Source organism: Parashewanella sp. 2304DJ23-3 (assembly GCF_056591695.1).
Genome location: NZ_JBWQOH010000002.1, coordinates 284,780 through 302,756 on the forward strand (window position 1 = coordinate 284,780; position 17,977 = coordinate 302,756).

A 17,977-nucleotide genomic window follows, 5' to 3' on the forward strand; every position below is an offset into this window, starting at 1 on the left:
TTTACGTCTCAATTATTGTTGTTAATTAATGCTGTTGCCGCTTCGACAATGGCGTCTTTACTTGGCAATGGCAGTGTTGCGGCATCCGCCAATGGAATAAAACAATCAGCACCTGTTAAACGAGCAACAGGTGGACAATTCTTCCCTAACTGTTCTTGCAAGCAGGTGAATAACGCCTCGCTGACATTACCACTGCGGCGGCATTCATCGACAATCAAAATATGCTCACACTCACCCGCAACTTGAGCGATGGCTTGCTCGTTCAGCGGTGCAAGATAGCGTAAATCAATGATAGTGGTTTCAATGCCTTGTTCGGCTAATTGCTGTTCCGCTTGACGGCTGAGGTAGTAACCATTGGCATAACTGATAATGCAAAGCTTTTTGCCTTTGCCATGAACGCCAATTTCGCCGAACGGTAGATGTTTGGCTTCTGATTGTTTTTGATATTCACTCGCCCATAGGTTATCGCCTGTTTCATGCAAGTCACGTGTCATGTACAAGGCAATTGGCTCGATAAATACCACTAAACGTTTTTCTTCTTGTGCGAGTCGAACGCATTCTCGTAACATGCCCATGGCATCTGCACCATTGGATGGACAGGCGAGAATCAGCCCCGGAATATCACGGAACACCGCTAACGAATTATCATTATGAAAGTGACCACCAAAGCCTTTTTGATAACCTAAACCTGCAATGCGAATCACCATTGGGTTGGCGTATTGACCGTTTGAGAAAAACGGCAGCGTTGCAGCTTCGCCACGAATTTGATCTTCAGCGTTATGCACGTAAGCGAGGAACTGGATTTCAGGGATTGGCAAAATACCGTTGTGTGCCATACCGATGGCTAAGCCTAATATTGAGGTTTCATCGAGCAAGGTATTAATGACTCGGTTTGGACCAAAGCGTTCCACCAACCTTGAAGTTACGTGATAGACCCCCCCTTTTTTACCGACATCTTCACCACACACAACGATGTTTGAGTGATGTGCCATGAGCTCAGTAAGGGTTAAGTTAATCAGCTTACCCATATGCACGGGTTTGCCAATTGAGTTTTTGTCGGCTTTCATCAACTGATTGAATTCAGCTGTTGTTAACTCGTTCTCAGCTCTCGCTTTATCTGGTGCCGTTGCGACTATCGACTTCATCGCATCTGTAATGTTTTGCAATTTTGGACGAGTGGTTGCCACTTGAGCCACGGCAGCGATTTGTTGTTTTAACTGCTGATACCAACTGATAATTTGCTCTGCACTAAGCAAGCCTGCGTCGATGAGCTGCGCTGCACTGTTAATCAGCGGATCGAGCGCTTCATTTTCTAAAATTTGTTCGCGAGTTTTATAAGCGATTTCAGCATCACTGCCTGCATGCCCCATTAAACGCACGGTTCGAACATGTAAAAATGCGGGTTTACGATGCAAACGTACCCAATCAGCGGCTTGTTTGGCTCCTCGATAACAATCAAGAATATCTAGGCCATCGCAATGGAAGTACTTAACGCCACCACGTTGTTTGAAGTTTTCTGCAATCCAACCTGTCGGTGTTGACGTCGAAATACCAATGCCGTTGTCTTCACAAACAAAAAGTAACGGCATCGGCACTTGCTGATAAGACGCCCACCCCGCCGCATTGATTGCGGTTTGTGCTGAAGCATGGTTCGCAGATGCATCACCAAAATTGCACAGTACAATTGCGTCATGAGGAAGTTCTGCGTCTATGTCTAATCGGTCAGTCAGTGGAATACTGAGCGCTGCGCCCACTGCTTTAGGCAAATGTGAAGCAATGGTTGATGTTTGCGGTGGTACAAATAAAGTTTTGCTACCAAGTACTTTATGACGACCACCAGAGATAGGATCGTCACTCGACGCCGCAAACGAAAGTAACATATCCCAAAGCTGAGTTTCGCCCGCTTCATGGCGGCCACGCTCAATCAAAAATGCGGCACTGCGGTAATGCAAAAATGCCATATCAGAAGTACGCAGTGCTTTAGCGTATGTAGCATTACCTTCATGCCCTGAACTGCCAATCGTATAAAAGCCTTGATTACGAGCCCGCATTTGTCGTGATTCTATATCTAACAAGCGGCTTTTTAATTGAGATTCAAACATGCCAACAAAATCAGCATCACTTAATCCTAAACGCTTATGATCCCAACCCTGATGAAAATTATTAAATTCATGATTTAAAATTTTTTCGATAAACTGCCTATCAACGGCAATTGCTCTATCTTCCATTCCTACCCTCTACTTCACATTATTATTTGTGTTTTGAAGGGTAGGAATACTCAGCTCTACCCTTTGTGAGTGAGACTACATAAAGGCTTGTACACCCGTTTGAGCACGACCAAGAATTAAGGCGTGGATGTCATGTGTACCTTCATAGGTATTTACCGCTTCAAGGTTCATCACATGACGAATAACATGGAACTCGTCTGCAATGCCGTTACCACCGTGCATATCACGAGCAACACGTGCGATATCGAGTGCCTTACCACAAGAGTTACGTTTGATAAGAGAAATGGCTTCAACAGGTAATTGACCTTGATCCATTAAACGCCCAGCCTGAATACAAGCCATCAAACCGGTCGAAATGTCAGTTTGCATATCGGCCAGTTTCTTTTGAAATAGTTGAGTTCCCGCAAGTGGTTTATTGAATTGATGACGATCTAAGCCATATTGACGAGCAGCGTGCCAGCAGAATTCGGCAGCGCCTAATGATCCCCACGCAATGCCATAGCGCGCTTTATTTAAACAGCCAAATGGCCCTTTAAGTCCTTTCACATCAGGGAAAATCGCATCTTCGCCCACTTCAACGTTATCCATCACAATCTCACCGGTAATCGATGCTCGTAGTGAGAACTTGCCTTCAATTTTAGGAGCCGATAAACCTTCTAAGCCTTTGTCTAAAACAAAACCACGGATTTCACCGTCTAATTTTGCCCATACGACAAACACGTCAGCAATCGGAGAATTAGTGATCCACATTTTGCTGCCGTTTAATCGGTAACCACCATCAATTTTCTCGGCACGAGTTTTCATGCCTCCCGGATCAGAACCTGCATCTGGTTCGGTTAAACCAAAACACCCTACCCATTCACCCGTTGCGAGTTTTGGTAGATACTTTTGTTTTTGTTCTTCTGTGCCGTATTCGTTAATTGGGTGCATAACCAATGACGATTGCACGCTCATGGCACTGCGATAGCCACTATCCACACGCTCAACTTCACGGGCAATCAAACCATAACTGACATAGTTGGTATTTGAGCAACCGTACTTTTCTGGCAACGTAGAACCTAATAACCCTAGCTCACCAAGCTCGTTCATGATTTCGCGGTCAAAACGCTCTTCACGGTTGGCCGTTAACACACGACTCATTAACTTGTCTTGTGCATAGTCATGAACCATATCTCGGATCATGCGCTCTTCTTCAGTTAATAAGCTATTTAGATTTAATGGATCTTGCCAATCAAAATGTACTCGTGCCATGAAATGTCCCTTTGGTTTTCGTTATCGTGAGGATTTTAATCTGACTACATTACGCTCAATTTCAGAATAGATAAAATATTGTTTATCTTTGCTAGATATAGTTTAATTCTATATCTTACGTAAAGGTAAAGTTGAGGCAGAATGAATTTCAAAGGTCTTAGTTATTTTATTTCGGTGTTTGAAACCGGCAGTTTCAGCGCAGCCTCAAAGCAGAACTACATTGCTCAACCTTCAATATCTACTGCAATCAGTAACCTTGAAACAGAGTTAAATACACAACTGTTTCAACGGCATGGAAAAGGGGTGATGCCAACGGAGGAAGGAAAAAGGCTGTACCCATTAGCGAAACAGCTGATTAATGAAAGCCAAGCAATTAAGTCTTTATTTTCTCAGAGTATGCAACGACAACCGTTTAAGTTAGGTTTGATTCGTTCATTGGGTGTGGGGCGAATGAGTCAATTATTAAAAGACTTTACCCAAGCTTGCCCAAATCTTGAATTAACCTTAGTGGAGCATACTGAAGAATCTGACGCCAGAATCATTACCACTACCGATTTAAAAAGCCATGAGCAATTTCAACCAATATGGACTGACAACTACTTTTTAGCCATTCCCGCTAATTCGAATTTAAGTCTGAAGTCTAAAATACGTATAGTTGATTTGCATGATCAGGCGTTTATTCACCGGCAACCTTGTGAAGGGCTCACCCATTTACAGCAACTTTTAGATTTAGAAGGCATTCATTTACAAATCAGAGCGAGAATTCAAACCGTCGAATATGCGTTGGGTCTAGTGGCTGCAGGGTTGGGCGTTGCTTTACTACCTCAAATTGAAGCAGGAGCAAAGCAAAGAGATGTAATTTTTAAAGAAATTGAAGATATTGAGCTGAAACGCACCGTTGGTTTGGCCGTTGTTTCAAATGCTACGAATAATGAATTTATAGATATCTTGAAAAAGCTTTGCACTAACTACTAACTGTATATTTTTATAAGTTTTATTAAAAAAGATTAAAGAAACTTTAAGGTAAGAACTATTTCAGTTTAGCTATACTCAAACTATGGAAGAAGTTAACTTTTCATTGAAAGCATATAGAGTTTATGGAGTATCGCTATGCCACATATCAGTATTAGCAGGAATGATATAAAGCTTGCCTTAGTTAAGCACGTGGCTAAACACGGCGAAATTAAAAACGGTGATACTATAAAAATAAGTGATAAAGAATATAAACTCTCTAATAACACCAATGCAAAGCTAAAAGTTCAAAGGATTTCTGGCAATGATGAAGGGTGCTGGTCAAAATTTCGAACTATTGTTTCAAATTATATTCTTAGAAATAGCACCCATCAAAGGCTAGAAACTTTAATCAATGCACCTAGCTTTTGTTCTAATGTATCACGTCCTCTAAATACCCATGAACAGACTAAAGTCGCTCAACTTTTGAGTGATTATAGTTTTGATCTGTCAAGACTCGATAAAACGGAAAAAAGCAACCTTGGAAAAATGAACCGCTTGCATAGAGTCTTTTTTAGAAGGAATGCAGAAAGATCTTTTATTGAAGGTAAATTTGTGAAGTTAAAAATTTCTGACCCACAAACACCAAAAGTACCAAGTAAAGGTCATAGACCAAATTCATCTATTTATACTCATTTTGATCGAACATAAACGAGCCTTAAAAATCAAAACTTCCATTCAAATCTAATTCTTGCTGTTCTATAAGCTGCTTTTCTTTTTTCATTTTATAAATCGCATATCGATAACGTTTTCTTCTCTGTTTACATAAACGAATTACATCAATCTTTGCCGCTTGATCGAATCTTTGCCAATTAAAGCGTTCTTCACGACTTCGAAAACAGCCTAAACAATACCCACGAGGATCCACTTGGCAAACATTAATACAAGGGCTTGGAATATCAAAAAACTCTAACTGCTCCATAAGCCCTCCCTTAAATGATTTATTACCTTGAATATAAAACAAAAATAAAAATGAATAAACTTTAATCAAAATCAGGCCATTTTTTAACCTAAACTACTTTATCGCTTATGTATTTAAAATTATAATTAAACAAATTCCGTTAGTCTCATAGTAAGATTATGGCTACTGCACTTAATGCTCAATTTACAACACCTCAGAATTCTCTTGCACCGGATCAGGCGCAAAAAGGTAGGTTTGTAATAACAAAAATTTACTTGCACACTGGTAGCAAAGTCTATGAGTTGAAAACTTCAGGGACAAACTCTAAATTCGAAGAGTTAAAGGGTGACGAAGCAATAAGAGTGAATAAATTTTTTAATGAGCCCCTTGAAAAAGAATCAAAACCTAACGTTCAACAGCAATCTCAAAGTGACAGTACAGTCGAATCTAAAACTTATAAGGTGACACCATTGACTGCTCAAGCGCCAATATCAGTCGATGCTATGAATGAAACACTGCAAAAAAATACAAAAGAATTGAGTGATACAGTTAGCAGACTACAGAGCAAACAGGGATACACAAGCAGTCAAAATCTAGATGCCGACTTTAAATCATTCATGTCCTTTTTTGGTTTAAATGTTGAAATTGAAACAGTAGACAAATCAAAAAAAGCAGCAAGCCCTACCTCACATAGAACAAAACAACCAGAGACTGTTAGCGATGAGCCATCATCAACTCGATATAAAAGTGAAAAAGTAGGGTTCAGACCGAGTTCTCCATCACTGGTAACTAAGCGTCCTCAACCAGCTCAAGCTCAACCGGCCAATTCTAATTCTTCAATACAGGATCCGAACCAAGGATATGACCCAGTTAAAGGCGTAGTACCACGGAAAGTAAGTTAATCACTAAATCATTGACAATTCTAGCTTGGAAAATGGAGCCAATACCAGAATTGTCAAAATAATTAAATTGGGTATGCAACCCACCAACATCAAATGTAATGAGCCGTACTTTCTTTACTCTACCCTTTACAATTAGGCGTTCTTTGAACTTCAGGGCTTTCCTGCCATTCAGCTACTGAATAAGTGTGAATAGATAACGCATGGATGCTATTTTCAAGCTCATCAGCCAATACTTCATTTACCATTCGATGGCGAGCAATCAACCGCTTTCCATCAAAACTGTCACTGACAATTACAACCTTAAAATGGCTTTCAGAACCTGGTGGTACATTGTGACGATTGCTTTCATTTAGAACATCCAAATACATAGGTGAAAAGCTGTGGTTTAACTTTTCTGAAATTAATGTTGCAACAGGTCCACTTGATGAAGAAGCCATGTTAAGAACTCAATTGATAAAAGACAGGCGAAGATTACTTTCCCGTTACAGAAAGATCAATCACAAGATATTCGAATTTTGTTATCGAGCTGTTCAAGCTTGTGAACAAGGTTTTCTTGGGTTACATCAGTAGGCAGCCTTAACGTCATTTTTGCTTCATAAACTGAACACCCTAAACCCGAAACAGGCGCTCTTATCGTATTAATATGCTCTACTTCTACTTCCAGCCCCGTTAATAAATCATTTATTTCTCGTGTCAGCCCAGATCTATCTTCACAGTTCAGAGTGACTTGAATAGGCTCACTGAAAATTGCTGCTTCAACTTTAGGCTCACTGTAACTAAAGTTTAATTGCGGATAATTGGTTCTAAAAGCATCTTCCAAGCAGCCTAACTTTTCTGATTCAATATCAACGAGTATCAATGCTGCAAATTGCTCTCCGATTCTACTCACTTTACTCGTCATCCACTTTGCATTGAGCGCACAAGTTTCTGCAGCAAGTTGATTTACAATCTCAAAGTCACCTTCTCCAGTGACGGTTATGATCACACAAACATTCATGCTGGATTCATTCCATTAAAAACCTTATTTGTAGCGTTAATTTTGATATTTAACTGTGTTGAATAGCACACTTTTAAAAAAGAAACGTTATTGATGAAAATTTGGGATGATAGTTCTGAATGTTAAATTAAGACGTTCAGATTCAATTTGTTGTCGCTTAGGTACTGAATGAAGCCATTGTTGCTGCATCGGGAAATGCATTATGAGTAGGTCACCACTATTCAACAAAAACGATTGCTTTTCGCCTGTTTCTTTATGCTTTATAGCAAAGTCTCGCGGTGCTCCTAAGCTAATGGATATGACATCCGTCCCAACAGATATTTCGGGTTCATCATCACAGTGCCATCCCATACAATCTCTACCATTTCGATATCGATTCACAAGTGCACCATTACAGTTTTGGGAAAACTCAGTATTGAGTTGATGCCTAAGTCGATTCAAATAGTAAGGCCAAGGATTTGCAGGCACCAGTAACTTCGAATAAAGCATGTCGCAACCTTCGTCTGCATACCAAACTTGCTCTCTAGGAATATGATGCCGTTTCCCGTAAACCTGAATTTGCGGTGATGAAAAATCGTAACATTCCGATTCTTTCATCAGTAGGTCAATCTTACGTTTTGAGAGGTAGTTCCGACAAAGAGTGACGGGTAGGTTGCAATGTTCTTGCTCATTACGTTCCATTCCTAATAATCCAAGTTGCATACCCATCCAGCCATATAGCGATACGAATGAAGTAAGTTACTGCAAAATTATCCATTCTCCAAGTTGATACCAAGCTAGCATCATCAAGACAATAAGAAATAGATAAGAAATCCCTTTTGTTACTTTTTGCTTCATCATAATTCCTTATAAAACAACTTAAAACATCTAAAAAAAGTCTCTGACGATAAGTTCTTTGAAAGTCAGAGTCAGATACTTTAAGTACAGCACAAATATAATAATTCGCAGGAATTGAACAAATAAAACCCGCCTATCGCAATTTAGACTGATTTTTTTTATCGAACTTTGAGATAATGGGGATCGATATTTTTCTCACTGGCCTCAAAATGAACTTAGCACTTTCTGATTCTCAACTTTCATTAGTTTTAAACCGTTATCCCATTCAGCAAAAGTCGAACTTACAAGCTTGGGATGCTGCTGATGAACATGTGCTAAAAACACTTCATGAGTCCGAGTTTGATACCGATAAAATTCTGATCATTAATGATGGTTTTGGCGCCTTAACTTGTGGTGTGAAAACATTATTTCCAAACTCTGAAATTTGTTTTGAAGCCGATAATAAAACCAGTCATTTAGGTTTAATGTCTAACTTAACTGAAAATTATCTAAGCAAAGATATTGAGACAATTGATAGTGAAGCAGAACTTCCTTTTACTCCACAATTAGTTTTACTAAAACTGCCTAAAAGCCTCGTTTATTTAAACCATTTACTTACACGCCTTGCAACAGTTCTCCCAAAAGGCACACCGTTACTTATAGGTGGTAAAGCCAAGTCCATCAATAAGTCGATTGTTGAGCAAATCAATAAATTCTTTGGTGACGCTTCTCCTAGCCTGACGTGGAAAAAAACAAGGGTCATTCACTGCGTATTTGATGGCGCAAAACGAGCGCCACTGAAAACAACAAACTGGACATTGCCGAATACTGAGTTAACCATTTCGAATAAAAGCAATGTGTTTGCTGCAAGTAAGCTTGATGTTGGTGCTCGTATCATGTTGGAAAACATGCCCAAAGGAGACTTTAACAGTATTGTCGATTTAGGCTGTGGTAATGGTGTTCTAGGTTTGAGAGCTGCTCAGTTATTCCCAGAAGCAAATGTATATTTTGTCGATGATTCCGCTATGGCAGTATCAAGTGCACAGCAAAACTGGATAGATAATGGTTTTGCAGAGCCGCAAGGACACTTTATATGGGACGATTGCCTAACTCATTTACCGGAAGATACCGAAGTAGATCTCATTCTTTGTAACCCCCCTTTCCACCAAGGTGAAGCTATTACGGATCACATCGCTTGGCAAATGTTCGTTGATGCAAGAAGAAGATTAAACAATGGTGGTGTATTGCATGTCGTTGGCAATAGACACTTAGCGTATCATGCAAAATTAAAGCGATTGTTTGGAAATTGTGAGTTAATAGCATCGAATGGAAAGTTTGTGATTTTACAGGCAAAAAAATAAATTATTAAAAAGTGCCATAATCAGGGGCTTCTGTTGAAAAATAACCGACCGGGGTAATTGCTTCAAAATGCCCTGGTTGTAATGTGACTTGTGGTTTATCAAATGGAATATTGGTTATGTTTTCACCTTTATCTAATTTAGAATATTTAAACTCAGTTATTAAGTTATTATTGATTGAATCTGAAAAAACACTAAAGAAAACCCCATTAAGTTTTTCTATTTTATTGGCTGCGAAATCTTCCCCAAAAGTATTCTTAAGTGCAGCAGAGATTGCCTTTCTACTCTCAACTTCTGTTTTTAGTGAAAGCTGACCGTCGCCAATTGAGTTTTCAAAGATTTCGTCAAAGAATTTTTCAGAATTTTCTTCCTCAGGCGATAACTCTAACCCTAAACCTCTGTGCATCTGCACATAACATGTTTTAATTGCGTTTACGATTTTTTTACGGCAAGGATTTTGTCTGAGTTCTGTTGTAATTTGCTCTTTCGTTTTGTTTTCGAACCAACTAGGATTTTTTTCATGAAAGGCAATAAGAACCCGAAATAAACAAGTACCTCTACCGCTGACTTGATAACGTTCAAGCTTCTTCGGCAAATAACGAACCTCTGCTACTACTTCAAAACCTTGATGATTTCTTAATTGTTCGGAAATAAATTGACAGTCTCGTTTTGTTTGTCCAAAAAAAGATTGAAAGTAACCTAACAGGCCAGCCTTACGAACGCCATACTGCTCACCATTTTGAGTAATTTTGAAATCTTTTATACTATAACTAGAAAATCCATCACTAAGAGGGCTCGGTGTTTTAAATACAACAGAAAACACATGATCACGACGCAAGTATAATTTCTCACTCGTAATACACTTATTTAAATTACCGTTGTGGCTTGCTCTAATCGCTAACATCTGATTTTGTTTTTAATAAAGCTATAGCTAGTTTACCGCTGTTCACCTACAAATAAAAATTCTCGATTAATCTTATTGTTAAACTTTTATTCATTTCGAAGAGAGAGATTTCTTTATCTAGATAGCATTGCGCTGGTTTAAGATGTCTAAAAACTGTATAATCTCCCGCCCGCAAAATAAGCGGTTGAAACTTATTGTTAGCGTTTGAGGTTTACCCAAAATGAGTGAAAAAAAGATCAATTTATTAGATCTCGATAGGAATGCAATGCGAGAGCTATTTACCGAACTCGGTGAAAAGCCATTTCGTGCAGATCAATTAATGAAATGGATCTATCACTTTGGGGTTTCTGATTTTGATGAAATGTCAAACATCAATAAAAAGCTAAAAGCTAAATTAGCTGCACGGTGTGAAATCGTTGCACCTGAAATATCAAGCCTACAAAAATCAGCAGATGGCACCATTAAATTCGCCATTAATGTGGGCGACGGGCAAGAAGTTGAAACCGTGTATATTCCAGAAGACGATCGAGCCACGTTATGCGTAAGCTCTCAAGTTGGTTGTGCACTGGCTTGCACGTTCTGTTCTACTGCTCAACAAGGCTTTAACCGAAATTTAAGCGTAGCTGAAATCATCGGCCAAATCTGGCGTGTTGCTGATTATATCGGTTTTCAAAAAGACACAGGTGAGCGCCCAATCACTAACGTGGTAATGATGGGCATGGGCGAACCATTGCTAAATTTGGCGAACGTGATCCCAGCAATTAAAGTCATGTTAGATGATTTTGGTTTTAGCTTATCAAAACGCCGTGTTACTGTTTCAACATCAGGTGTTGTTCCTGCATTAGATAAAATGGGCGAAGAACTAGATGTCGCTTTGGCAGTGAGTATTCATGCACCAGATGATGAATTACGTGATGTTTTGGTGCCTGTAAACAAAAAATACCCATTGCAAGAATTCTTAGCTGGGATAAGTCGTTATATTGCGAAATCAAATGCTAATAGAGGCAAAGTAACTATTGAATATGTGATGCTAGATCACATTAATGATAGCACTGATCAAGCTCACGCCTTGGCCAAGCTGTTGAAAGACACGCCTTGTAAAATAAACCTGATTCCGTTCAACCCATATCCAGGTTCCCCATATGGTAAATCATCGAACTCTCGTATCGATAGATTCTCCAAAGTATTGATGGGATATGGCTTAACTGTAATTGTTCGTAAAACGCGTGGGGACGATATTGATGCGGCATGTGGTCAGCTTGCTGGTGACATCAGAGACCGAACAAAACGTTTAGCAAAAAAACAAATGCAACAAAAAGAAATTTCCGTCACAATGGGCTGATAAACATAATATTTAGCTCATTAGGATAGGAGTTTCAATGCGACATGGAATCTTAAGAGCGAGCATAGTTAGCTCGTTATTATTGATAACAGCTGGGTGTGTTACTGAAAGAACATACCAAGGCACTGATATCCCTGTCGCAGAGCAAGAAGTTAATAAAGAAGCTGCCGCTCGAGATCGGATGCAACTGGGTTTGACTTACTTGCAAAGAGGCAATAGCGATCAAGCAAAATACAATTTAGAACAAGCCATGGAATATGCTCCGCATCTAGAGGAAGTTCATTTATCCATGGCTTATTATTACCAAAAAGTTGGTGATGTAAAAAGAGCTGAAAAGGCTTACGACCGTGCTATTCATAGCCGAACAGCAACAGGCGATGCCTATAACAATTTTGGTGTTTTTCTGTGTGAACAGAAAGATTATAAACGCTCAGAGAAAATGTTTCTGGCCGCCATAGATCAACCTAAATACACCAGAATTGCTTCAAGTTATGAAAATCTAGGACTATGCAGTGAAGAAGCGAAAGAGCATGATAAAGCCATCAAGTATTATGAAATGGCACTGAATTATGCACCTAGAAGAACAACATCAATTATTGCAATTACCAAAATAAAGCTTAAGTTACATCAGTATAAAGACGCTAATGAATGGCTATCTCGATATCATAAAATTGCCTTTCAATCTCCAGAAAGCTTATTGCTAGGCATCGATATCGCAAAGAACATGAACGACCGTGCGTTAGAAAAACAATATGGTCTAACGCTGTTAGCAAAGTTTCCTAAGTCTTCACAGGCTAAGCAATATAAAGCAAGTATGCACTAATGACTGATTTAAATAATGATTTGCCTGAACAAGAGGCACCAAAGATAGAGTCTAAGCCAGAGCACACTATTGGCTCATTACTTCAAAAAGCACGTAATGAAAAAGGACTGAAAAAAGAAGACGTAGCAAAAGCACTTAACCTACGTATCACTCTAATTGAAGAAATTGAAGCGGATGACTTTAGTAATACCGCTTCAACTACATATGCAAAGGGCTACATAAAGAACTATGCCCGCTTAGTGGCTGTTGATCCATTTTTGATTCAAGAATGTGTAGATGAACAGCTTGGTCTTGAAAAGTCTCCAACCATGCAAAGCTTTTCCAGAAAAACAACACGTGATGCGGCCGATAATCGCCTGACTTGGATTACCTATATCATCGTTATCGTTTTAATTGGTATGTTTGGTTTTTGGTGGGCTCAGAAGTCTTCTTTTTTCAGTGAATTGACTGATTTGTCCAAACCAACGCCTGAAGAGCAACGTTTACCTAAAACAATATCTCAGCCTGCGATTGACACAGCTAATGTAAAAACAAAGCCTGAACAAGAAACCAATCACTCTGAGTTCGCATCTGAGGTGTCACTGTCACAAAAACAACCTCAAGAGCTTCAGTCGCAACCTACACAGGGAAATAACGACAAGCCGGCTCAAGAAACGCAACCGTCTGCAACGCAAAAGATGGATGACACGCCGGCACCGGTATTAACTGAATCAGCAACAAATTCAATTGAAAATTCAAATACTAAAACAGCAGCAACCGCAACATTAACAGAAATTAATTTACAATTAACTGAAAACTGTTGGATAAAATTAGAAGATGCTACAGGTAAGGTACTTATCCTAGGTGAGAAAAAAGCTGGATATAACAAGATAGTTTCAGGTACAGCGCCATTTAATGCTGTGTTTGGTGCACCTCAAGCCGTCCAGTTAACACTCAATAATCAAAAAGTTGACCTGTCGTATTTGCCGAAAAGCAGAGTAGCTCGTTTAACGCTACCCTTAGGGCAATAAAAACTAACACTTCAGTAAGTTGTTGATCAGTGTGTGAGTAGCAACGACGCAGTACGGAGAAATATTTATGTATAGCGAAAATCCCATCAAAAGGCGTAAGTCGACACGTATTTATGTGGGTAAAGTGCCTGTTGGTGATGGAGCGCCGATCAGCGTTCAATCAATGACCAATACAAACACTAATGACGTTGAAGCAACCGTTGCACAAATAAAAGCCCTAGAAAACGTCGGTGCAGATATCGTACGTGTATCCATCCCGACCATGGATGCAGCTGAAGCATTTAAAGAGATCAGAAAGCAAACTGAAGTTCCTTTAGTTGCTGATATTCACTTTGACTATCGTATTGCACTCCGTGTTGCTGAATATGGTGTTGATTGTTTGCGCATTAACCCTGGAAACATTGGTAACGAAGAACGTGTAAGAAGTGTTGTTGATTGTGCCCGTGATAAGAACATTCCAATTCGTATTGGTGTTAATGGCGGTTCATTAGAAAAAGATCTCATGGACAAGTACAAAGAGCCTACACCTGAAGCACTTGTTGAATCAGCAATGCGCCACGTAGATTATCTCGATCGGCTTAACTTTGATCAGTTCAAGATCAGCGTAAAAGCTTCTGATGTTTTTCTTGCCGTTGAATCTTATCGTTTACTCGCTAAGAAGATTGATCAGCCACTACACCTTGGTATCACTGAGGCTGGCGGAATGAGAACGGGCTCAGTTAAATCAGCCATTGGCTTGGGAATGTTACTTGCTGAAGGTATCGGCGATACTTTACGTATTTCTTTAGCTGCTGATCCTGTTGAAGAAATTAAAGTCGGATTCGATATTTTAAAATCATTACGTATTCGTAGCCGTGGTATTAACTTTATCGCTTGCCCTTCATGCTCTCGTCAAGAATTTGATGTCATCAATACAGTTAACGCTCTAGAGCAACGTGTGGAAGATATATTAACGCCAATGGATGTATCAATCATCGGTTGCGTGGTAAATGGTCCAGGTGAAGCTCTGGTTTCAGATTTAGGCCTTGCTGGTAGCAATCGCAAGAGTGGTTACTACGAAGATGGCGTTCGTCAAAAAGAACGTCTCGACAATAATGACTTAGTCGACAAGCTAGAAGCGAAAATCAGAGCGAAAGCAGCAATGCTGGCAAACCGCATTGATGTTCAAGAAAAGGTTGATTAATCACTCTGATTAATTGCACCAACGACAAAGAAACGCCTATAATGCTGGGCGTTTTTTATTTTTAATATATAGAATTGAGTTCAAAAGTGGCAAAACAGATCCAAGCTATTCGAGGCATGAATGATATCGTGCCTGCACAAAGTCCTCTCTGGCAAAAACTTGAAGCAGTATTAAGAGCATCTGTACATGCTTACGGCTACAGTGAGATCAGAACGCCAATCGTTGAAAGCACCGATCTGTTTAAGCGCTCCATTGGCGAAGTAACAGATATTGTTGAAAAGGAAATGTACACCTTTCAAGACAATAACGGTGATAGCCTAACGCTTCGCCCAGAAGGTACGGCTTCTACTGTTCGCGCAGGTAACGAACATGGCTTACTGTATAATCAAGAGCAACGTTTGTGGTACATGGGACCGATGTTCCGTCACGAACGCCCGCAGAAAGGTCGTTACCGTCAATTTCATCAGTTTGGTGTTGAAGTTTACGGTATTGGCAGCGCAGATGCTGATGCTGAAGTACTGATGCTATCAAACCGTCTATGGCATAAGCTGGGTATTCAAGAACATGTAAAGCTTGAAATTAACACCTTAGGTGACAGTGAAGAGCGAGAAGCTTATCGTAAAGCTCTTATTGCATTTTTAGAGCAACATGAAGACGTTTTAGATGAAGATGCTAAACGTCGTATGTACTCTAACCCACTGCGTGTATTAGATACTAAGAACCCAGATATTCAAGCCGTATTAGTTAATGCTCCTGAGCTAATGGATTACTTAGGTGAAGAAAGTAAAACACATTTTTCACATTTATGTGAACTCTTAGACGCTGCTGGCATCCAATACACCGTTAACCCAAGACTAGTTAGAGGTTTAGACTACTATAACCGTACCGTTTTTGAGTGGGTTACTTCAAGTTTAGGTGCTCAAGGTACTGTTTTAGCTGGCGGCCGATATGACGGTTTAGTATCACAACTCGGCGGAAAGCAAAGTCCAGCAGTTGGTTTTGCAATGGGAATGGAACGAATTATCCTGTTGTTGCAAGAGCTCGAGCTCGCTGGCGACGTTGCACCTGCAGTTGATGTTTACGTAACAGCAATGGGAACAGGTACGCAAATTCAAGCAGTTAAAATTGCAGAAGACTTGCGTGAATCATTACCAAGCCTTAGAGTAATGAGCCATTGCGGCGGCGGTAACTTTAAAAAACAAATGAAGCGAGCCGACAAAAGTGGTGCTCAATTTGCGCTAGTCATCGGAGAAACTGAACTTGAAAACAATCAAGTTGCAGTGAAAGATCTTCGTGGTAATACAGAACAACAACTTGTTGCTAAAGATGAATTAGCAGCATTTCTTGAAGAACGGATTTAACAAGGGGCCTTTGCGTGGAAATATATAGCTCAGAAGAACAACAAGTTGAGGCTATCAAACGATTTTGGAGTGAATACGGTACTCCTATCATTATTGGTGCTGTAGTCGGCCTAGGTGGTTTATATGGTTGGAACTTTTATTCTGATCATAAATCAGGTCTAGCAGAAAATGCTTCTGATGCTTATTCAGCAGCAATGGTAAATAAAACTGACCCAGCGACACTGGCCGGTGATATTGCTAAGTTCGACAAAAACCATAACCAGAAAGGTTATCAAGCTATGCTTCAGCTAACTTTAGCTAAAGCAGCCATTGACGCCAATGATCTTGAAAAAGCAGAAACAGCCTTAAAAGCGGTCTTAACTGAAAAGCCTGGTCAAGGGCTTGAAGAAGTCGCAACGATGCGTCTTGCTCGTGTTCAAGCTGAACTAGGCAAAACCAGCGAAGCCCTAACAACACTTTCACAAGTCACAAGCGATTCATTTGCAGCACAGCGTGATGAACTAAAAGGTGACTTATTCGTTCGTCAGGGTGACTTAGCTCAAGCTAAGGACGCTTATGAAGCTGCGATGGGAAGTGGTGAAAATGCGGCTAATCCGGTTTTAAAAATGAAGCTAGATAACTTAACTCAAGCATAAAGGAGTTACCATGAAGTCTTGGTGTAAAAATCTTCTTGCTGCGGGTTTAAGTATTGCATTTTTATCGGCTTGTTCATCAACCGATGATGAAGAAGTCATAAAACCGCTACCAGAAATTACAGAAACAGTTTCTCCATCAATAGATTGGAGTACGAGTGTTGGTAATGGTGTTGGTGATTTTTATTCACGCCTACAACCAACTGTAAATTATGGCAAAATATTTGCAGGTTCCCGTAACGGTGAACTGGTTGCATTTGATGAGAAAAGCCATGATAAGCTGTGGACTCAAGATCTTGAAGCCGTAATTAAAGACGCTGGAATTAATAAAGAGTTCCGTATGGCTTCGGGCATAACTGTCGCTCGAAATAAAGTATTTGTTGGCGGTGAAGCTGGTGTACTTGTTGCTCTTAATGCTGATGACGGCAAAGTAGCTTGGTATGCTGAAACCGATGGTGAATTACTTTCAAAGCCAACTGTTGGCGAAGATGCTGTCGTTGTTAACACGGGTAACGGTTTAGTTGAAGCATACAATGTTGATGATGGTAAAAAACTATGGACACATAGTAATGCCCTACCACCATTGACGCTTCGTGGCAATAGCTCTCCAGCCTTCGAAGGCGGTGGTTTTTTCGTGGGTACTGCTGACGGAAAAGTACAAGTTATTGTACAGCAAAATGGCCAAGTGGCTTGGGAAGTGCCAATCTCTAAACCTCAAGGTGGTAACGAGTTTAGCCGCTTAGCTGATGTAGACATGACACCATTAATTTCTGGTGAAAATATCTACGCTATTAATTACCATGGTAATCTTGTATCTCTAGAACCTCGAAGTGGTCGAGTCATTTGGTCACGTAAATATTCGAGCTTCCATGAGTTAGCCAGCGCAGGATTAAGCTTATTTGTTGTTGATGACTCTAGCCGCATTTATTCAATTGATAAACGCAATGGTCTTGAACAATGGAGCAACTCAGAGCTATCAACTCGCTCACTCACCTCTCCTGCTGTATTTGGTCAATATGTAGTAGTTGGTGACTTTGAAGGTTACTTACACTTTATCAATCGCTCAACAGGTGTGATTGAAGGTCGTGTACAAATTGATAGTTCAGGCTTATACGTTCAACCAGTTGTAGTTGGCGATAAGTTGCTAGTTCAAACTCGTAGTGGCAAACTAGCTGAAGTAGTACTTCCGTAAGAAGTATATTGATTTTTAAGTAAAGCCTTAAGTGTGAATGCACTTGGGCTTTATTTCGTTTCTGAG

The 17,977-nt window shown here is 39.9% G+C and carries 18 protein-coding genes; 11 read left to right on the plus strand and 7 right to left on the minus strand.

Translation table 11 applies throughout. The features are described from left to right. Positions 1 to 8: 8 nt before the first annotated feature. Positions 9 to 2,228: a dehydrogenase E1 component subunit alpha/beta gene (locus AC1EU2_RS07160; RefSeq protein WP_480297414.1), complete on the minus strand. Its 2,220-nt coding sequence runs from the start codon at positions 2,226 to 2,228 to the stop codon at positions 9 to 11. 75 nt (positions 2,229 to 2,303) lie between these two features. After that, positions 2,304 to 3,479: an acyl-CoA dehydrogenase gene (locus tag AC1EU2_RS07165; protein WP_480297416.1), complete on the minus strand. Its 1,176-nt coding sequence runs from the start codon at positions 3,477 to 3,479 to the stop codon at positions 2,304 to 2,306. Between the two features lie 141 nt (positions 3,480 to 3,620). Here AC1EU2_RS07165 and AC1EU2_RS07170 point away from each other — a divergent pair, with 141 nt between their 5' ends. Then, positions 3,621 to 4,454 carry a LysR family transcriptional regulator gene (locus AC1EU2_RS07170; protein ID WP_480297417.1) on the plus strand — a complete coding sequence of 278 codons (834 nt, stop codon included), beginning with the start codon at positions 3,621 to 3,623 and terminating at the stop codon, positions 4,452 to 4,454. A gap of 135 nt (positions 4,455 to 4,589) precedes the next feature. Next, complete coding sequence (locus tag AC1EU2_RS07175) at positions 4,590 to 5,141, plus strand: hypothetical protein (protein ID WP_480297419.1); 552 nt, start codon at positions 4,590 to 4,592, stop codon at positions 5,139 to 5,141. A gap of 7 nt (positions 5,142 to 5,148) precedes the next feature. On the opposite strand, the gene AC1EU2_RS07180 is transcribed toward AC1EU2_RS07175, so the two are convergent. Then, positions 5,149 to 5,412, minus strand: a complete 264-nt coding sequence (locus tag AC1EU2_RS07180) for a DUF1289 domain-containing protein (RefSeq protein WP_480297420.1) — start codon at positions 5,410 to 5,412, stop codon at positions 5,149 to 5,151. A gap of 158 nt (positions 5,413 to 5,570) precedes the next feature. Here AC1EU2_RS07180 and AC1EU2_RS07185 point away from each other — a divergent pair, with 158 nt between their 5' ends. Next, positions 5,571 to 6,293 (plus strand): hypothetical protein, encoded by a 723-nt coding sequence (locus AC1EU2_RS07185; RefSeq protein WP_480297421.1) that lies wholly within the window; start codon positions 5,571 to 5,573, stop codon positions 6,291 to 6,293. A gap of 119 nt (positions 6,294 to 6,412) precedes the next feature. On the opposite strand, the gene AC1EU2_RS07190 is transcribed toward AC1EU2_RS07185, so the two are convergent. The 3 genes from AC1EU2_RS07190 to AC1EU2_RS07200 form a co-directional block, all read right to left on the minus strand. After that, positions 6,413 to 6,730, minus strand: a complete 318-nt coding sequence (locus AC1EU2_RS07190) for a BolA family protein (RefSeq protein ID WP_480297422.1) — start codon at positions 6,728 to 6,730, stop codon at positions 6,413 to 6,415. Between the two features lie 56 nt (positions 6,731 to 6,786). Continuing rightward, a complete protein-coding gene (locus tag AC1EU2_RS07195) occupies positions 6,787 to 7,290 on the minus strand; it encodes an ACT domain-containing protein (protein WP_480297423.1) in 504 nt (167 codons plus the stop codon). A gap of 87 nt (positions 7,291 to 7,377) precedes the next feature. Next, positions 7,378 to 7,992: an alpha-ketoglutarate-dependent dioxygenase AlkB family protein gene (locus AC1EU2_RS07200; RefSeq protein ID WP_480297424.1), complete on the minus strand. Its 615-nt coding sequence runs from the start codon at positions 7,990 to 7,992 to the stop codon at positions 7,378 to 7,380. A 344-nt stretch (positions 7,993 to 8,336) separates the two neighbouring features. Here AC1EU2_RS07200 and AC1EU2_RS07205 point away from each other — a divergent pair, with 344 nt between their 5' ends. Next, positions 8,337 to 9,467: a methyltransferase gene (locus AC1EU2_RS07205; protein WP_480297425.1), complete on the plus strand. Its 1,131-nt coding sequence runs from the start codon at positions 8,337 to 8,339 to the stop codon at positions 9,465 to 9,467. 4 nt (positions 9,468 to 9,471) lie between these two features. On the opposite strand, the gene AC1EU2_RS07210 is transcribed toward AC1EU2_RS07205, so the two are convergent. After that, a complete protein-coding gene (locus AC1EU2_RS07210) occupies positions 9,472 to 10,368 on the minus strand; it encodes a hypothetical protein (RefSeq protein WP_480297426.1) in 897 nt (298 codons plus the stop codon). A 220-nt stretch (positions 10,369 to 10,588) separates the two neighbouring features. Here AC1EU2_RS07210 and rlmN point away from each other — a divergent pair, with 220 nt between their 5' ends. The 7 genes from rlmN (at position 10,589) to bamB (ending at position 17,911) form a co-directional block, all read left to right on the plus strand. After that, positions 10,589 to 11,710 (plus strand): dual-specificity RNA methyltransferase RlmN, encoded by a 1,122-nt coding sequence (gene rlmN, locus AC1EU2_RS07215; RefSeq protein WP_480297428.1) that lies wholly within the window; start codon positions 10,589 to 10,591, stop codon positions 11,708 to 11,710. A gap of 37 nt (positions 11,711 to 11,747) precedes the next feature. Further along, positions 11,748 to 12,533 carry a type IV pilus biogenesis/stability protein PilW gene (gene pilW, locus AC1EU2_RS07220; RefSeq protein WP_480297429.1) on the plus strand — a complete coding sequence of 262 codons (786 nt, stop codon included), beginning with the start codon at positions 11,748 to 11,750 and terminating at the stop codon, positions 12,531 to 12,533. Continuing rightward, positions 12,533 to 13,543: a RodZ domain-containing protein gene (locus AC1EU2_RS07225; protein WP_480297431.1), complete on the plus strand. Its 1,011-nt coding sequence runs from the start codon at positions 12,533 to 12,535 to the stop codon at positions 13,541 to 13,543. The genes pilW and AC1EU2_RS07225 overlap by 1 nt, the downstream gene beginning before the upstream one ends. 67 nt (positions 13,544 to 13,610) lie before the next feature. Next, positions 13,611 to 14,726: a flavodoxin-dependent (E)-4-hydroxy-3-methylbut-2-enyl-diphosphate synthase gene (gene ispG / locus AC1EU2_RS07230; protein ID WP_480297432.1), complete on the plus strand. Its 1,116-nt coding sequence runs from the start codon at positions 13,611 to 13,613 to the stop codon at positions 14,724 to 14,726. Between the two features lie 86 nt (positions 14,727 to 14,812). Next, entirely contained in the window at positions 14,813 to 16,087 is a 1,275-nt protein-coding gene (gene hisS / locus AC1EU2_RS07235; protein ID WP_480297433.1) for a histidine--tRNA ligase, read from the plus strand. Between the two features lie 14 nt (positions 16,088 to 16,101). Continuing rightward, positions 16,102 to 16,722, plus strand: coding sequence for a YfgM family protein (locus AC1EU2_RS07240; RefSeq protein ID WP_480297435.1), 621 nt, complete (start codon positions 16,102 to 16,104; stop codon positions 16,720 to 16,722). Between the two features lie 10 nt (positions 16,723 to 16,732). After that, positions 16,733 to 17,911 (plus strand): outer membrane protein assembly factor BamB, encoded by a 1,179-nt coding sequence (gene bamB / locus AC1EU2_RS07245; protein WP_480297438.1) that lies wholly within the window; start codon positions 16,733 to 16,735, stop codon positions 17,909 to 17,911. Positions 17,912 to 17,977: the final 66 nt, after the last annotated feature.